This window comes from Roseateles aquatilis (assembly GCF_002205645.1).
GTDB classification, from domain to species: domain Bacteria; phylum Pseudomonadota; class Gammaproteobacteria; order Burkholderiales; family Burkholderiaceae_C; genus Roseateles; species Roseateles aquatilis.
Map to the genome: position 1 here is coordinate 212864 of NZ_NIOF01000004.1, position 15991 is coordinate 228854.

The window sequence follows — 15991 nt, forward strand, 5'->3', positions numbered from 1 at the left end:
CGACGCCGCTTCAGCCGCCTGCCATCCCGTCCGACGGCGCCGTGAGGCGCCGTAGTTCATCCAGGAACCGCCGCGCCGCCACATCCGACGGCCACGGCTCCCACGCCGTGCCGCCGTAGCGGGCCTGCAGCGGGTCCGAGGCCAGCACCGGGTGCGTGATGCCCAGCACCTCGCGCACCTCCCGCGCCGACCAGCCGGTGCAGAACACCGCCTCGGACGCCGCGGCAATGCTGTCGGCGCGCTTGTGCAGCGCGTAGGTGTCCGCGTCCCAGTCGGGCAGGCGATACCGCGCCGCGATGGCCTGCATCAACCGATCCCCGACGATGCGGAACGGCTCGCCCAGCACGCGCTTGAGCGGCGAGATGCAGTCGAAGCCGAGGAAGCCCTCCTCCGCGTCATGCAACAGCTCCGCGAGCGATGCCGCGGTCGTCAGCGGCTGGCCGGCGTCCTCGGCCCATTGGTGCCGCAGCGCCAGCACCAGCAGCGAGTGCTGCGCCACCGACAGCGGCCACGGCCAGACGGATTCCCCGCCCCAGCGGTAGGTGCGCGCCAGACGCAACGCGAGGTCCTCGTCGGTCCAGGCGCCGGGGGACGGATTGATCAGGTCGAGCGCCGCCCCGGAGGGCAGGCGGATCCAGGCACGCGGGCTGTCGGTCATGCGGCCGACTGTAGCGACTGGCGCGCCCCAGGATCCTGGGACGTGGGCCACGGATCTGTCACATCCCTGCTATCTCGTCCGCCTACGCTGACTTCGCGGTGACCGGATGCCGGTCGCCACGACCCCGCCCCGCCCCGTGCCCCTCTTCTTCGATCTTCGCGACAGCCCATGACCAGCACGCCCGAGTCGGCTCGCCCGCGCGTCGCGTGCCCGCCCGGCTGGCGCATCGCCGGACGCGGGGGCTCCCGCGCGGGCGCGTTGCTCGTCTGGCTGGTGATGGTGGCGCTCGTGATCCACGGCGCCTCAGGCGCGGTGCTACAGATCCTGGGGCCGCTGCATCGCCATGCGGAGACACCCCGGATCGCCGAGGCGCTCGACGCGGCGATCCAGCGCAGCGGCCTCGTCCAGCAGCTCGCCGGGATGGCCGACGCCGTCCATCAATGGCGCGAGCGCGTGCATGCGCAGGCCCACTTCGCGGATGAACGGAGCCACCGGGCACGCGCGCTCCGGGCACCCGCCCTGATCGCGGCGGGCGCCGACGCCCAGCGCGCGATGGCCACCGCCCATGGCGACACGCCACCGCACGCGCACAGCCACGGCCTGTTCGAGCGCCACGTCCACGCCGCCGCCGATGCCAGCGTCGTGGCGGTCGACGGCCACGGCGGCGACAAGGGCGACGGCTTGTCCGCGTCGCTCGCCGGGCTTCACCTGCCCATGCATCTGCCGGCTGCCGTCGCCCTGCCCGACGGCAACGCCGATCCGCGCCGCATGCCCTGGCCCCGGCCGGATGCGTCGACCTGGCGCAGCGCCGATCTCAAGTCCCTGAAGCGACCTCCCCGCGCCTGACCTCGCTCCGACGACAGGCGCGCTGACGCGCGGCTCCGCGGGTGCTCGACCCGCGGGCCGGCCGCGTGCGGCGCGTCCTCTTCAACGCGAAGTGGGGAAAAGCTTATGCATTCATGGCAAGAAGCCATCGACAAGGCGGTGGCCGCCTGCGGCGGTCAGGCCGCGCTGGCGCGACACCTGGGCATGCCGCGGCAACACGTCAGCAGCGCGCGCGTCGGCCAGCGGCCGATTCCGAAGGACCGGCTGCCGGAAATGGCCACGCTGATCGACGAGGACCCGGCCCGGCTCTGGGAACTGCAAGAGATCGCCAACCTGCCCCGGCGCAATCCGTTCTCCCGAACGGACGAGCCACGCCTGGGCGCCTAGGCCGCGACGGCTCTGGCCGTGGGCGGCGGCCGCCACCCGCGGCGGTCCCGCCATCCGGTCATGGACAGCCGTGGCGCCCCCGACGGCGGCAGCCCGACGTCTTCGCGGCGGCGCTGCCGTCCGCGGGGCGCGCGGTAACGCGCTGGGGCGATTGGGACGGCAGGGCGAAGGGGCGGCACGGCGGCGGGCCGAAGGGGCTTCGGCCGCGATCAGGTGTAGCGGCGCTCGAGCTCATCCCACGTCGGCTTGCCCACCAGCCGCTGACGCTCGGCGAAGGGCACCACCAGCGCGGGGTCCTCGTCGATGCGTCGCTGGGTCTTCAACACGCCCAGTGCCTTCTGCATGCCGGCCACCGCGCCCTGCAGGGCGGCGTTGGCATACAGCACGATGCCGTAGCCCAGCTGTTGCAGCTCCTCGGCATCGGTGATCGGGGTCTTGCCGCCGATGACCATGTTCATCAGCTGCGGCGTGGACAGCCGCTTCGGCAGCGCGCGGATCTGCTCGGGCTGCGTGACGGCCTCGACGAAGAGCAGGTCCGCGCCGGCCTCGGCGAAGCGCTGCGCGCGCTCGATCGCCGCCTCGAAGCCCTGCGTCGCGCAGGCGTCGGTGCGGGCCATGATCAGCAGGTCGGGGTCGCGCCGCGCGTCGACGGCGGCCTTGATCTTGCTGACCGCCTCCTCGGTGGAGATCACTTCCTTGCCGCTGAAGTGGCCGCAGCGCTTGGGCGCGACCTGGTCCTCCAGCTGGATGCAGTCGGCGCCGGCACGCTCCAGCGTGCGCACGGCGTGATACACGTTGAGCGCGTTGCCGAAGCCGGTGTCGGCATCGACGATCAGCGGCAGCTCGACCGCGTCGCGGATGCGCGCGGTGTGGTCGGCGATGTCGGCCAGCCCCATGAAGCCCTGGTCCGGCAGGCCGAACCACATGTTGGTCACGCCGGCGCCGGTGACGTAGATCGCCTCGAAGCCGAGGTCCTCGATCACCTGGGCGGACAGCGCGTTGAAGGCGCCGGGAACGAGCAGGCCGCGACGGGCTTCCACCAGCGCGCGAAGCGTCTTGCGGGTCGATGACATGGGGGGTCTCTCCGAGAAGTTGAAACGGGATCGATGAACGTGATCGGTGAATCAGGGCCGCGAACGGGATCGGCGACGAGCCGGGGCGCGATCGGGCGCCCCGGTCAAGGCCGTGCCCGCCGTGCCGTCAGCACGCCTCGGCGGGCACGCGCACGGCGCCCTCCATCAGGATGCGCGCGCTGCGGCTCATCACGGCGCGCGTGACGCGCCAGGGGCCGTCGGGACCGCCGTCCTGCACCGCCTGCGCGCCGACGCGCAGCGTGCCCGACGGATGACCGAAACGCACCGCCGCCCGCGCCGCGCCGCCGGCGGCCTCGCACACCAGCGTGCCGGGGATCGCCGCCGCGGTGGCGATGGCGACGGCGGCCGTGCCCATCATTGCGTGGTGCAACTTGCCCATGGACAGCGCTCGCACCAGCACGTCGATATCGCCGGCCTCGACGGTCTTGCCGCTGGACGCGCGATAGGACGCGGGCGGCGCGACGAATGCCAGTTTCGGCGTGTGCTGCCGCGCGCGGGCTTCCTCCAGCGTGCCGATCAAACCCATGCGCAACGCCGCGTGCGCGCGGATCGCCTCCAGGCGGCGCAATGCCGCCGGGTCGCCATTGATGGCGTCCTGCAGCTCGGCGCCGGTGTAGCCGAGGTCCGCCGCGTCGACGAAGACCGTCGGGATGCCCGCGTTGATCAGCGTCGCGCGCAGGCGCCCGCCCGCGACCAGATCCTCGGGCAGCGGCAGGTCGTCGACGACCCGGCCGGTGGGGAACAACGCGCCGCCGCCCTCGCCGGCCGCGTCGCCGTCGTCCTCGCCCGGGTCGAGGAAGGTCAGCTCGATCTCCGCCGCCGGGAAGGTCACGCCGTCGAGGTCGAAGTCGCCGCTTTCCTGCACCGCGCCGCCGCGCATCGGCACCTTCGCCAGGATGGTCTTGCCGATGTTGGCCTGCCAGATGCGGACCGTAGCGATGCCGTCGGCCGGCAGGCGCGCGGCGTCGATCAGGCCGGCCTGGATCGCGAAAGGCCCCACCGCCGCCGACAGGTTGCCGCAGTTACCCGACCAGTCCACCAGCGGCGCGTCGATCGCGACCTGGCCGAAAAGGTAATCGACATCATGGTCCGGCCGCGCGCTGCGCGACACGAGGACCGCCTTGCTGGTGCTCGACGTCGCGCCGCCCATGCCGTCGATCTGCTTGCCGTAGGGATCGGGGCTGCCGATCACGCGCAGCAGCAGCAAGTCCCGCGCGGGACCCGGCTCGCGACAGCCCGCCGGCAGGTCGTCCAGGCGGAAGAACACGCCCTTGCTGGTGCCGCCGCGCATGTAGACCGCGGGGATTCTCAGCTGTGGCCGGAACGGCCGTGCTTCATTCGTCGTCATGCCTTGCCTCTGCGTCTTCATGCGTCCTCATACGTCCTCATGCATCGTCCTGCGCCACTTCAGGCGCCACGCCACCCGCCCGCGCACGGGGCGCCACGGGCATGGCGCCACGGGGCCTCATGTCGACTCCCGCGCGGTCTCACGCGCCGCCAGGAAGTCCTGGGCGAAGCGCTGCAGCACGCCGCCGGCCTGGTAGATCGCGACCTCCTCGGCCGTGTCGAGCCGGCACCGCACCGGTACCTCGACCCGCCCCCCGTCGCGGCGATGGACGATCAGCGTCATCGTCGCACGCGGCGCCGGATCGGCGCCGTCGGCCCACGACACGTCGTAGGTCTCCGACCCGTCCAGCCTCAGCGTCAGCCGCGTCGTGCCCGGCGGGAACTCCAGCGGCAGCACGCCCATGCCGATCAGGTTGGTGCGGTGGATGCGCTCGAAGCCCTCTGCCACGATGGCCTCGACGCCGGCCAGCCGCACGCCCTTGGCGGCCCAGTCGCGCGACGAGCCCTGCCCGTAGTCCGCGCCGGCGATGACGATCAGCGGCTGGCGGCGCTGCATGTAGGTCTCGATGGCCTCCCACATGCGCACCACGCGGCCCTCCGGCTCCAGCCGCGCCAGCGAGCCGGCGACGACCTCGCCGGCCGCGTCGCGGACCATCTCGTTGCGCAGCGTCGGGTTGGCGAAGGTCGCGCGCTGTGCGGTCAGGTGATCGCCACGATGCGTCGCGTAGGAATTGAAGTCCTCTTCCGGCAAGCCCATGCGCGCGAGGTACTCGCCGGCCGCCGAGTCCGCCAGGATCGCGTTCGACGGCGACAGGTGGTCGGTCGTGATGTTGTCCGGCAGGACCGCCAGCGGACGCAGCCCGCGCAAGGTCCGCTCGCCCGCCAGCGCGCCTTCCCAGTAGGGCGGGCGGCGAATGTAGGTCGAGCGTGGCCGCCAGTCGTAGAGCGGCGGCGTCACCACGCCCGTCGCCGCCGGGGCGATGGTGAACATGGGCTCGTAGACGCGCCGGAACTGCTCCGGCTTGACGCAGCGGCGCACCAGCGCGTCGATCTCCTCGTCGTCGGGCCAGAGATCCCGCAGGCGGATCTCGCGGCCGTCGACGACGGCCAGCACGTCGCGCTCGATGTCGAATCGGATCGTGCCCGCCAACGCATAGGCCACGACCAGCGGCGGCGACGCCAGGAAGGCCTGCCTGGCGCGCGGATGGATGCGGCCGTCGAAGTTGCGGTTGCCGGAGAGCACGGCCGTCGCGTACAGATCGCGCTCGACGATCTCGCGCTCGACGGCCGGATCCAGCGCGCCCGACATGCCGTTGCACGAGGTGCAGGCATAAGCGACCACGCCGAAGCCCAGCGCTTCCAGGTCCGCCAGCAATCCGGCCTCCTCCAGGTACAGCGTCACCGTGCGCGATCCCGGCGCGAGCGACGACTTCACCCACGGCTTGCGCGCCAGCCCCAGACGGCGCGCGTTGCGCGCCAGCAGCCCCGCGGCGATCACGTTGCGCGGGTTGCTGGTGTTGGTGCAGCTGGTGATGGCCGCGATGATCACGGCGCCGTCAGGCATGCGGCCCGGCGCCTCGGTCCAGGGCGCGGCGATGCCGCGCTCGGCCAGCGCCGAGGTCGGCAGGCGGCGATGCGGATTCGACGGGCCGGCCATGTTGCGCTCGACGCTCGCGAGGTCGAAGCGCAGCGTACGCGGATACGCGACGTCGGCCAGCGTGTTGCCGCGTTCACCCGCGTCCTGGCCCTGGCCGGACCACAGGCCCGCCGCCTTCGCATAGGTCTCGACCAGCCGCACCTGCGCCTCCTCGCGCCCCGTCAGGCGCAGGTAGGCCAGCGTCTGCTCGTCGATCGCGAAGAGCGCGGCGGTGGCGCCGTACTCGGGCGCCATGTTGGCGATGGTGGCGCGGTCGCCCAGCGTCAGGCCGGCGACGCCGTCGCCAAAGAACTCCAGGTAGGCGCCGACGACGCGCTCCTGGCGCAGGAACTCCGTCAGCGCCAGCACCAGGTCCGTCGCGGTGATGCCGGGCCGGCGCCGGCCGGTCAGCTCGACGCCGACGATGTCGGGCAGCCGCATCCACGAAGCGCGGCCCAGCATCACGTTCTCCGCCTCCAGCCCGCCGACGCCGACGGCGATCACGCCCAGCGCGTCGACATGCGGCGTGTGGCTGTCGGTGCCGACGCAGGTGTCGGGATAGGCGACGCCGCGGTCCACATGCACGACCGGCGACATCCGCTCCAGGTTGATCTGATGCATGATCCCGTTCCCCGGCGGGATCACGTCGACATTGCGGAACGCGGTGCGGCACCACTCGATGAAGTGGAAGCGGTCCTCGTTGCGGCGATCCTCGATGGCGCGGTTCTTCTCGAAGGCTTGCGGGTCGTCGCCGCCGCACTCGACGGCCAGCGAGTGATCGACGATCAACTGCACCGGCACCACCGGGTTGACCTGCGCCGGATCGCCGCCCTGGTCGGCGATCGCGTCGCGCAGGCCGGCCAGGTCCACCAGCGCGGTCTGGCCCAGGATGTCGTGGCACACGACACGCGCCGGATACCACGGAAAGTCGCGATCCACGTGTCCATCGGCGATCTGGGCCAGGCACAGGTCGAGGATCGCCGGATCGCAGCGCCGCACGAGGTTCTCGGCGTGCACGCGCGCCGTGTACGGCAGGCGCGGCCAGGCGCCGGGACGCAGCGCCTCGACCGCGGCGCGGGCGTCGAACCAGTCCAGGCCGGTGCCGGGCAGCGGCTTGCGATGCGCGGTGTTGAGCGCAGCGGTGGACACGATCGTGTCGCGCGGGGTCGCGGCTGAAGTCGAAGTCGGTGTCGGTGTCGGTGTCGGTGTCGAGATTGGAGCCGCGGGGGTGGTCGGGGTCGAGGTCGACGCCACGGTCGGCGTGGCGGTCGCTGGAGCTGGCGGCATGGCTTGCGGCATGACGGAGTTCCTCACTGGCGATCGGACAGCGGCACGAAGGCGCGGTCCTCGGGGCCGGTGTAGACGGCGCTCGGGCGGATGATCTTGTTGTCCTGGCGCTGCTCGACGACGTGGGCCGCCCAGCCGCTGGTGCGGGCGATGACGAACAGCGGCGTGAACATCGCCGTGGGCACGCCCATCTGGTGATAGCTGACGGCGCTGAACCAGTCGAGGTTGGGGAACATGCGCTTGGCGTCCCACATCACGCGCTCCAGGCGCTCGGCGATGTCGTACATCTTGGTCGTGCCGGCCTCGCGCGACAGTTGCCCGGCCACCTTCTTGATGACCTCGTTGCGGGGATCGCTGACGGTGTAGACCGGGTGGCCGAAACCGATCACGACCTCCCTGGCCTCGACGCGGCGGCGGATGTCCGCCTCGGCCTCGTCGGGCGAGTCGTAGCGCTGCTGCACCTCAAAGGCCACCTCGTTGGCGCCGCCGTGTTTCGGTCCGCGCAGCGCGCCGATCGCGCCCGCCACCGACGAGTACATGTCGCTGCCCGTGCCCGCGATGACGCGGGCCGTGAAGGTGGAAGCGTTGAACTCGTGCTCCGCGTAGAGGATCAGCGAGGTGTGCATCGCCCGTTCCCAGCTCGCCGACGGCTTGCGGCCGTGCAGCAGCTGCAGGAAGTGGCCGCCGATGGAGTCGGCGTCGGTCTCGACCTCGATGCGCCGGCCCTGCGTGGCCCAGTGGTACCAGTACAGCAGCATCGAGCCCAGCGAGGCCATCAGCCGATCGGCGATCTCGCGCGCGCCGGCCAGGTTGTGGTCGTCCTTCTCCGGCAGCACGCAGCCCAGCGCGGACACGCCGGTGCGCATCACATCCATCGGATGGGCACCGGCGGGCAGGTGCTCCAGCGCCTCCTTGACGCTCGCCGGCAGACCGCGCAGCGCCTTCAATCGCGTCTTGTAGCCGCGCAGCTCGGCCGCGTTGGGCAGCTTGCCGTGGACCAGCAGATGCGCGACCTCCTCGAACTCGCAGGCCTCGGCCAGGTCGAGGATGTCGTAGCCGCGGTAGTGCAGGTCGTTGCCGCTGCGGCCGACGGTGCACAGCGCGGTGGTGCCGGCGGTGACGCCGGACAGCGCGACGGATTTCTTCGGCTTGAAGCCGGGGGCGGTGGCGAGGATGTCGGTCATGGGGCGTCTCCAGGAAGGCCGGGAAGCTGTGAATCGGGGATGCGCGATCGGTGGGCGACGCGTGGCGCTCAGGGGCGCCTGCGTCGGCGCGCCGATCGCCGGGGCGCCGGTCAGCGCGCGTCGTCGAGCACCGCGGGCAGCGGCTCGGGCAAGGGCTCGCGCGGCTCGATGGGCACGGGCCGGCCGTCGGCGTCGACGGCCACCATCTCGAAGCTGGCGCGCAGCACCTCTTGCGGCTTGAGGCCGGGCGCGGCGTCCAGCGCCGCGCGCACGTCCACCGTCATCGAGCTGCGCCCCAGCCGCACCACCCGCGCATGCAGATGCAGCAGCGCGCCGATGCCCACCGGCGCCAGGAACTCGACGCCGCGCACGGCGGCCATCACCACCGGCTGACGGCTGAAGCGCGCCCCCGCGAGGTAGGCCGTGCGGCCGAGCAGCGACAGCGCCTCCGGCCCGAACAGCGTGCCGTAGTGATTCGATTGATGCGGCAGCACGAGCTCGCTGCGGGTCAGCTCGTTGGCCGGCGTGGCGGCCAGGGCCTTGATCCAGTCCATGGGGGCGTGGGATAGTCGCGTCATTCGCAATCTTTGCAGCCACTCGCCCTTCCCTCAATGGCTGAATTGGCAATGAGTTGCGAAGGCGATTTCCAGAAATTGCAAACTTTGCGAAGTTCCAACCACCATGCGCAAGACCTTTCTCGGCGTGAAGCTCAAGACCCTGCGGGAGCAACGCGGCCTGACCCAGGCCGCGCTCGCGCAGGTGCTGAAGCTGTCCCCCAGCTACGTCAACCAGATCGAGAACAACGAGCGCCCGTTGAGCGTCGCGGTGCTGCTGCGGCTGCAGTCGGCACTGGGCGTGGACCTGCAGTTCTTCTCGGAGGACGACGAGGCGCGGCTCTTCGCGCAACTGCACGAGATCGTCGCGGAGACGCCGGTGCCGGGCGGCGTGCCCGACGCGGAACTGCGCACGCTGGCGCAGCAGATGCCGGGCATGGCGCAGCTGATGCTGCGGCTGCACGGCCGCGCGCGCGGCGCGGAGCAGCGCGTGAGCAACCTGGGCGGCGGCGAGCGGGACACCGGCCCGGCCGCCGGCCTCGGCCCGCACGAGGAGGTGCGGGACTTCTTCTACGCGCATCACAACCACATGGACGCGCTGGACCGCGCGGCGGAAGCGTTGGCGGCGAGCCTGGCGGGCGACGGCCCGGGCTCATCGCGCGCATCGGGCATCGCGGGAACGGCCGGCGCGGCGGGTCCGATCGGCGCCACGGGCGCGGCCTCGGGCCTGCCGCAGCAAGACCTGGCACAGCGGCTGGAGTCCCACCTGATGGCCGCGCACCGTATCCAGGTGCAGGTGCTGCCGGATGAGCGCCTGCGGCGTTTCGAGCCGGCGCAGCGGCTGTTGCTGCTGTCGGACGCGCTGACGCCGGGACAACGCGCGTTCCAGTTGGCGACGCAGCTCGCCTACCTCGAATGCGGCGGCGAGATCGACCGGCTGATCGAATCCGCGAGCTTCAGCCCCGAGGCCGCCGCGCTGGCGCGCATCGGGCTGGCGAGCTACTTCGCGGGCGCGCTGGTGCTGCCGTACCGCCCCTTCCTCGCGGCGGCGCAGGAGCTGCGGCACGACATCGGGCTGCTGGCCAAGCGCTTCGGCGTGAGCTTCGAGACGGTGTGCCATCGGCTCTCCACGTTGCAGCGGCGCGAGGCGCGCGGCGTGCCCTTCTTCTTCGTGCGCGTGGACCGGGCGGGCAACATCTCCAAGCGGCAGTCGGCGACGGACTTCCACTTCTCGCGCAGCGGCGGCACCTGCCCGCTGTGGAACGTGTACGAGGCGTTCGCGCAACCGGGACGCGTGCTGACGCAGGTCGCGCGCATGCCCGACGGGCGCAGCTACCTGTGGATCGCCCATTGCGAGGTGCGCGCCACCGGCGGCTATGGCTCACCGGCGCGGGAGTTCGCGGTCGGCGTTGGCTGCGACCTGCGGCACGCGGGCCAATTGGTCTACGCAAAAGGGCTGGATCTGGGCGACCCGGACAGCGCCACGCCCATCGGCCCCGGCTGCAAGCTGTGCGAGCGCGAAGGCTGCGCGCAACGCGCGTTCCCGGCGCTGGGCAAGCGGTTGAGGATCGATGAGAACGAGCGGTCGGCGGAGCCGTACGCGGCGAGGTAGGCCAGGCGACCTGCCGCGACATTCAGCGAGGCGTCACGGGGTGCCATCGCGACGCTGGCCTGCACGACGGGAAAACCGTGGCGTTGCGGCGACGGCTCGCCGCCCCGCTCAATCCATCTGCTCGCGCAGTTCCTTGGCCTTGGCGCGATAGAACTTCGCGGAGGCGGCGTTGCCGGCCTTCTCGAAGCGGTCGGCGGCGGCGGTGGCCGCGCGCGCGGCTTCGTCGAAGGCCTTGATGATCTGCTGGCGGTCGTCGGTCGGCACGAGCTTGCCTTGCTCGAATCGGCCGGCGGCGAAGCCCTGGTCGGGGATGTCCACGACGCCCAGGCTCAACTCGCCCTTGTGCACGCGGCCCAGGAACATGCGCTTGACGGCGGCGCCCTGCTGCTCCTTGAGCACGCCCAGGCCGTCGGCCTGCGCGCCGGCGCAAGCGCCGTCCCAGCGGGCGCTGCCGGCCGCCCAGCCTTCCGGCGGCGTCGTCACGTTGCAGGCCGCGACGGACGGCTGGCAGGCGGCGGTCATGACCATCCCGGCGAGCGCCAGGACGCGGAAGATCGGGAGCGAGCGGAGATTCATGACGGCGGAGTATCCACGTTGACGGCCGCGCGCGTCACCGCGCGAGACCCGGGTTGCAACAGCGGGTGAACGGAGATCCCGCGCGGCGCGGCGGGCGCGCGGGCCGCTCTCCATGAACCGCCAGCGGCGATGCGGGGCCGGCCCGGCGCGCGTCCGGCGGGAGCCGGCGCCGGCCGTTCGGGCCGGTCGATCAGATCAGGCGCGGCGCCCACTGCGTGATGAGCGAGCGGCTGGCCTCGAAGTGCATCGCGTCCTCGGTGCGGAAGGCCGCGCCCCAGTACCAGCCATGGCGATTCATGATCGGCGCGATCAGCGTCAGGCCGACCTGCACCTTGCCGTCGCCGCGGCGATCGAGGATGCCGTTGAGCGTGAAGTCGATGGCCGTGCCCCACGAGTGATTCGAGATGCCCGTCGTCGAGCCGCGGATGTTGCGGCAGCACAGCATGCCGGCGGTGCCCAGCGCGTCGTAGACGGCTGGTTGCTCCTTGCGAATGTCTTCCATCGCGGCCTGCAGGCTCTCGACGGCCAGATCCAGGCCGGTGACCTTGAAGCGGCCCAGCGAGCGGCTGACGATGTGCTTCTTGAGCTTCTCGTTCGTCAGCGGCTGGCAGTCCTGCGAGTACGAATGGCGCGGCTGGCCCAGCGTCTGGACCATGAAGGACGACGACACCGCCACGAGGCCCGGATTGAGCGCGTGCGCTTCCGGACGCGGCACGGTGCGGGTCAGCAGCGTGTTGGCCGAAGCGGCCGCGGCCGGCACCGACGCGGGTGTGGCCGCGGGCGTCGAGGCCGGCCGCGGCGCGGCGCTGCTCGCGGCCGAGGCGGCGGACAGCTGCGGCCGCGCCGGGCTGGACGTGGCGGCGGGGCGCGCCGCGGCGGGGCTCGTGGACGCGTCGGCGCCGGCGCCAGCGGTCGCCAGGCGGCGCAGCGTGCGGCCGTTGGGGTCCACGCGGCCATCGGGCTTGCCCATGAAGCCGTGCTGGAAACGCAGGATGCCGTCGACGGTCAGCGGGCCGCACAGGCCGTCGACACGGCCGCGGTACAGGTGCTGGGCGACGAGCAGCCGTTGCACGGATTCGACGTCGGGCTTGCGGTTCGCGCCGGCGGCGCCGACGGAGGCTGTGAGATGGGCTTGCACGCGAAGATCCTCGATAGAGCGGATGGCGAAGGAAATTCTGCGGCGCCACGGTCGGCGAGGACATTGACCAAGGTCACCTCGGCCGGTCAGCCCGACGGATGGCCGGGACGTGCCGGCCGGCTCAGGCCCGCCGAAAGAGTCGGGCGTGTCGACCGGCTCGACCCTACCGAGCGGCTCGGGCCTGCCGAACGGATCGCGCCTGCCGAAGCTCAGGCTTGCCAGACGCCATAGCCCGCCTCGCGCAGGCCAATGGCCAGCTCCACTTCCATTTCTCGCGCGGCCTCGTAGGGCATCGGGTTGTAGACCTCGTATAGCGCCGGGACCAGGCGCAGGCCGTAGTCGAAGACGAAGCGATTGGACTGGATGCCCGCCTTGTGCTTGTCGAAGCGCAGGTCCGGATCGAGCCCCGTCATGCCCACGTACACGAAGGGCATGCCGAGCCGGTAGTCCGGATTGGCCTTGCGGAAGCGGGGCTCGTTCCAGACGCGGTCCGAGAGCTCGACGACGTACACGTGGTGGTGGTGCCTGGCGCGCGGCGCGCGCGGTGTCTTGGCCTTGGCCTTGGCGTTGACCGCGGTCGCGGTCGCGGTCTTCGTGGAGGCGCCAGGCTCAGCCGCGACAATCGCCGACGTGCCGGTCTTCGCCCGCGATGCCTGCTTCGCGGGCACCTTCGCTTTCGCCGTCGCGGTGGCCGCCGTTGCCACCGTCGGCGACGCCGCCCTCGACTTCCGCTTCTTCACCTCGCCGACCATGCCGTTGACCTCTTACCTCTCCACGCATCCCGTGCTCGCCGAGCGCGTCTTCGTCCACGATTCCGCGCAGGTGATCGGCGACGTCACCATCGGCCGCGACTGCTCCATCTGGTGCAATACCGTGCTGCGCGGCGACGTGAACCGGATTGTGATCGGCGACTGCACCAACATCCAGGACTTCGCGATGGGCCACGTGTCCCACAAGCATCCGCGCAAGCCCGAAGGATCCCCGCTGATCATCGGCAGCCACGTCACCATCGGCCATTCCGCCATCCTGCACGGCTGCCGCATCGGCGACGAATGCCTGATCGGCATGGGCGCCATCGTCATGGACGACGTCGTGATCGAGGACCGCGTGATGGTCGGTGCCGGCAGCCTGGTGCCTCCGGGCAAGGTGCTCAAGAGCGGCCACCTCTACGTGGGCCGCCCGGCCGTGGGGGCGCGTGAACTCAATGCCGACGAACTGGCCTACCTGAAGTACTCCGCGGAGCATTACGTGAGGGTGAAGGACAACTATCTGGCGGGCCAGTCCGGCATGGCGGGCTCGATGGAATCGAAGGACTCGACGCGGTCGACGAGCCCGCGCCAGGGCTGAATCGACGCATCCCGTCATCCGCGGGATGACGAGTGAATCGCTATCGCAGCGCCCGCCGCATCCACACCACCACGGCAGGCAGTTGTGCCCGCTCGTCATCGCTCAACCGCTCGATGACCTGGTCGCGCAGGTCTCAGGGTGGGGACAGGACGCGCCCTCTCAGCGCTGCAGAGTCACCCCCGTCACCACCCGCTTCACGAATTCATAGGTGGCCTGGTTCAGATACGCCCGGTTGTCCGCCTTGGTGAAGCTGTGGCCTTCGTCCGACGCGCTCAGGAACCACACCGGCGTGCCCTGCGCGCGCACCGCCGCGACCATGGCTTGCGCCTCGCCGAAGGGCACGCGCGGGTCGTTGCGGCCGTGCACGACCATCAGCGGCTTCTTCACCGCGTCCGCGTGCGTCAGCGGGGAGATCGACGTCAGGAAGGCGCGCATCTCGGGATCGCGCTCGTCGCCGTACTCGGCGCGGCGGTTATCACGGCGGTAGCTTTCGGTGTTCTCCAGGAAGCTGACGAAGTTGGCGATGCCGACCCGGCAGATGCTGCCCGCCAGGCGCGCCGACTCGTGCGTCGCGACGGCCAGCGACAGGTAGCCGCCGTAGCTGCCGCCCGCGACGACCACGCGCGTGGCGTCCATGTCCGGCCGCTTCGCGATCAGGTCCAGCAATGCGCCGACGTCGCGCACCGCGTTCTCGCGCAGCCGGCCGTTGTCCAGCTTCAGGAAGGTCTTGCCGAAGCCGTCGGAGCCGCGCACGTTGGGCATGATCACGTGCATGCCGAGCTGCTCGACCAGCGCCAGCATCACGCCGGCCAGATAACCCGGCCGCGCCTGCGACGACGGTCCGCCGTGCAGGCTGATGTACACGGGGCGCGGCCCGGTGAAGCGCGCCGGCGGCGCGATGTGCAGGCCGGTGATCTCCAGGCCGTCGAAGCTGGTCCAGCGCATCACGTCGGACTGCAGGCGCGGCGCGTCGGACGCGGCGGCGCTCCACGGCTCGACCTGTCCGCTCTCCAGCGAGTAGGCGAAGAGCCGCCCCGGGCTGTCCGCCGAGACCTGCTCGAAGCCGAGCAGCGGCAAGGTCGGATGCCAGGTCGCCGCGCGGATGACGCCGGGGGCCAGGTCTTGCGCGATCGGGCTCGGCGTGCCGCCCGGTCGGTAGAGCCGCAGCACCGAGACGCCCGACGCGTTGTAGACCAGCGCCAGCGGCCGGTCGACGCCCGCCGGCGGCTCGGCGACGGCCTCCAGGTCGGACTCGACACGGACCAGCTCGTTGCGGCTGCGCCCGCTGGACACGTCGGTGCGCACGAGGTGGCGGAACTCGCCCTCGACGGCCTGGCGTCGCCAGATCACGTCCTCGCGCGGGGCGGAGGTGGCCAGGGTCGACTTCGCGCCGCTGCCTACCGGTCGCGCGCCGTCGCCGTTCAGCGAGAACTCCAGGAACTGGCTGCGACCGTCGCGCGTCGAGGTCGCCAGGATGCGGCCGGTCGCGCTGATGCGCAGGCCGGTGAAGCGACCGCTGGTTTCGGCCAGCAGGCGGCGCTCGCCGGGCCGCAGCGGATCGGTCCACCAGATGCGGCACAACGGACTGCCCTTGGCCGTGGGGCCGGCGGCGCTGGCGGGTTGCTCCTCCGCGCCGAGCCTCGGCTCGCGTGGCTCGCGCTCTTCGCGTTCATCGTCGTCCTCGATCGGCGATTCGGACGGCGCGCGATGGTCCAGACGCTCCTGCAGATAGACCAGCCCGCGTCCGTCGGGAAGGAAGCCGTAGTCGCTGACGCGCTCGCCGGCCGGTGTGAGCGTCACCGGATCGCCGCCGTCGGCGCCGAGCCGATAGAGGCGGTAAGCCTCGTTGCCGCCCTGGTCGCGGCTGAAGACCAGGTAGGCCCCTTGCGTCGGCTCCCAGGCCGCGCTGTTGACGGCGTCCCGCCCGCTGGTCATCGGCTCGGGCCTGCGGCCGGGGCCGTCCAGGCGATGCAGTTGCTGGCTGGCGCCGCGCCGCATCAGCACCAGCATCTCCGGCTTCACCGGATGCCAGCCCGCGAAATGCAGCACCGGCGCATCGCCGTCGTTGCCGAAGACATGGCGCTCGAAGCGCGGGATGCCCTCCAGCGTCATGTGCTCGCCAGGCCGCGCCGGGGCCGCCAGCGCCAGCAGCGGGTCCAGGGCGAGAAGCGCTCCGCCCGTCAGGCGCAGCCAGTCGCGGCGGTTGATACCGGATTCAGAAGTCATGGGAGATCCTTGTGCGGCGCCGGCCGGGCGCTCGCGATGGGGTCGACGGGCAGTCGTCGGAGAGAGTCCTGCCGATGAAGGCGTGGACGGGCATGGGCATGGGCGCCGGGGCGTCGCGAC

14 protein-coding genes are annotated in these 15991 nt (G+C 71.6%); 4 read left to right on the forward strand and 10 right to left on the reverse strand.

The genetic code is table 11. The features are described 5' to 3' along the window. Positions 1-10 precede the first annotated feature (10 nt). Positions 11-658: a phosphohydrolase gene (locus tag CDN99_RS11470; RefSeq protein WP_088384989.1), complete on the reverse strand. Its 648-nt coding sequence runs from the start codon at positions 656-658 to the stop codon at positions 11-13. A 168-nt stretch (positions 659-826) separates the two neighbouring features. On the opposite strand from CDN99_RS11470, the gene CDN99_RS11475 reads away from it, so the two are divergent. Both CDN99_RS11475 and CDN99_RS11480 read left to right on the forward strand, forming a co-directional pair. Further along, complete coding sequence (locus CDN99_RS11475; RefSeq protein ID WP_088384990.1) at positions 827-1504, forward strand: hypothetical protein; 678 nt, start codon at positions 827-829, stop codon at positions 1502-1504. A 105-nt stretch (positions 1505-1609) separates the two neighbouring features. Then, a complete protein-coding gene (locus CDN99_RS11480) occupies positions 1610-1870 on the forward strand; it encodes a YdaS family helix-turn-helix protein (protein WP_088384991.1) in 261 nt (86 codons plus the stop codon). 209 nt (positions 1871-2079) lie between these two features. Here the strand turns inward: CDN99_RS11480 and CDN99_RS11485 are convergent, their stop codons facing one another. The 5 genes from CDN99_RS11485 to CDN99_RS11505 form a co-directional block, all read right to left on the reverse strand. Further along, positions 2080-2943, reverse strand: a complete 864-nt coding sequence (locus CDN99_RS11485; RefSeq protein ID WP_088384992.1) for an isocitrate lyase/PEP mutase family protein — start codon at positions 2941-2943, stop codon at positions 2080-2082. A gap of 127 nt (positions 2944-3070) precedes the next feature. Continuing rightward, positions 3071-4333, reverse strand: coding sequence for a 2-methylaconitate cis-trans isomerase PrpF (prpF, locus tag CDN99_RS11490; RefSeq protein WP_238139482.1), 1263 nt, complete (start codon positions 4331-4333; stop codon positions 3071-3073). Between the two features lie 96 nt (positions 4334-4429). Continuing rightward, positions 4430-7234, reverse strand: a complete 2805-nt coding sequence (acnD, locus tag CDN99_RS11495) for a Fe/S-dependent 2-methylisocitrate dehydratase AcnD (RefSeq protein WP_088385222.1) — start codon at positions 7232-7234, stop codon at positions 4430-4432. Between the two features lie 23 nt (positions 7235-7257). Continuing rightward, the gene (gene prpC / locus CDN99_RS11500; protein ID WP_088384993.1) at positions 7258-8418 is read right to left on the reverse strand and encodes a bifunctional 2-methylcitrate synthase/citrate synthase; all 1161 of its coding nucleotides are present in this window, start codon (positions 8416-8418) and stop codon (positions 7258-7260) included. 110 nt (positions 8419-8528) lie between these two features. Next, positions 8529-8996 carry an acyl-CoA thioesterase gene (locus CDN99_RS11505; RefSeq protein ID WP_238139484.1) on the reverse strand — a complete coding sequence of 156 codons (468 nt, stop codon included), beginning with the start codon at positions 8994-8996 and terminating at the stop codon, positions 8529-8531. Between the two features lie 103 nt (positions 8997-9099). Between CDN99_RS11505 and CDN99_RS11510 the strand changes: the two genes are divergently transcribed. Then, entirely contained in the window at positions 9100-10584 is a 1485-nt protein-coding gene (locus tag CDN99_RS11510; protein WP_088384995.1) for a short-chain fatty acyl-CoA regulator family protein, read from the forward strand. 108 nt (positions 10585-10692) lie between these two features. On the opposite strand, the gene CDN99_RS11515 is transcribed toward CDN99_RS11510, so the two are convergent. The 3 genes from CDN99_RS11515 to CDN99_RS11525 form a co-directional block, all read right to left on the reverse strand. Further along, positions 10693-11160, reverse strand: coding sequence for a hypothetical protein (locus CDN99_RS11515; protein ID WP_088384996.1), 468 nt, complete (start codon positions 11158-11160; stop codon positions 10693-10695). A 190-nt stretch (positions 11161-11350) separates the two neighbouring features. Next, positions 11351-12298: a M15 family metallopeptidase gene (locus CDN99_RS11520; protein WP_202820254.1), complete on the reverse strand. Its 948-nt coding sequence runs from the start codon at positions 12296-12298 to the stop codon at positions 11351-11353. A gap of 209 nt (positions 12299-12507) precedes the next feature. Next, positions 12508-12810, reverse strand: a complete 303-nt coding sequence (locus CDN99_RS11525; RefSeq protein WP_088385224.1) for a hypothetical protein — start codon at positions 12808-12810, stop codon at positions 12508-12510. Between the two features lie 238 nt (positions 12811-13048). Between CDN99_RS11525 and CDN99_RS11530 the strand changes: the two genes are divergently transcribed. Then, positions 13049-13645, forward strand: a complete 597-nt coding sequence (locus tag CDN99_RS11530) for a gamma carbonic anhydrase family protein (protein WP_088385225.1) — start codon at positions 13049-13051, stop codon at positions 13643-13645. 159 nt (positions 13646-13804) lie between these two features. Here CDN99_RS11530 and CDN99_RS11535 read toward each other — a convergent pair whose 3' ends face one another. Next, positions 13805-15871, reverse strand: a complete 2067-nt coding sequence (locus CDN99_RS11535; protein WP_088384997.1) for a S9 family peptidase — start codon at positions 15869-15871, stop codon at positions 13805-13807. Positions 15872-15991: the final 120 nt, after the last annotated feature.

What these genes read in the sequence shown, in the direction of transcription:
- CDN99_RS11530 (WP_088385225.1), top strand. Translation starts at nt 13,049, where the DNA reads ATGCCGTTGACCTCTTACCTCTCCACGCATCCCGTGCTCGCCGAGCGC.
- prpF (WP_238139482.1), bottom strand. Translation starts at nt 4,333, where the DNA reads ATGAAGACGCAGAGGCAAGGCATGACGACGAATGAAGCACGGCCGTTC.
- CDN99_RS11510 (WP_088384995.1), top strand. Translation starts at nt 9,100, where the DNA reads ATGCGCAAGACCTTTCTCGGCGTGAAGCTCAAGACCCTGCGGGAGCAA.
- CDN99_RS11515 (WP_088384996.1), bottom strand. Translation starts at nt 11,160, where the DNA reads ATGAATCTCCGCTCGCTCCCGATCTTCCGCGTCCTGGCGCTCGCCGGG.
- prpC (WP_088384993.1), bottom strand. Translation starts at nt 8,418, where the DNA reads ATGACCGACATCCTCGCCACCGCCCCCGGCTTCAAGCCGAAGAAATCC.
- acnD (WP_088385222.1), bottom strand. Translation starts at nt 7,234, where the DNA reads ATGCCGCCAGCTCCAGCGACCGCCACGCCGACCGTGGCGTCGACCTCG.
- CDN99_RS11470 (WP_088384989.1), bottom strand. Translation starts at nt 658, where the DNA reads ATGACCGACAGCCCGCGTGCCTGGATCCGCCTGCCCTCCGGGGCGGCG.
- CDN99_RS11480 (WP_088384991.1), top strand. Translation starts at nt 1,610, where the DNA reads ATGCATTCATGGCAAGAAGCCATCGACAAGGCGGTGGCCGCCTGCGGC.
- CDN99_RS11535 (WP_088384997.1), bottom strand. Translation starts at nt 15,871, where the DNA reads ATGACTTCTGAATCCGGTATCAACCGCCGCGACTGGCTGCGCCTGACG.
- CDN99_RS11505 (WP_238139484.1), bottom strand. Translation starts at nt 8,996, where the DNA reads ATGACGCGACTATCCCACGCCCCCATGGACTGGATCAAGGCCCTGGCC.
- CDN99_RS11475 (WP_088384990.1), top strand. Translation starts at nt 827, where the DNA reads ATGACCAGCACGCCCGAGTCGGCTCGCCCGCGCGTCGCGTGCCCGCCC.
- CDN99_RS11485 (WP_088384992.1), bottom strand. Translation starts at nt 2,943, where the DNA reads ATGTCATCGACCCGCAAGACGCTTCGCGCGCTGGTGGAAGCCCGTCGC.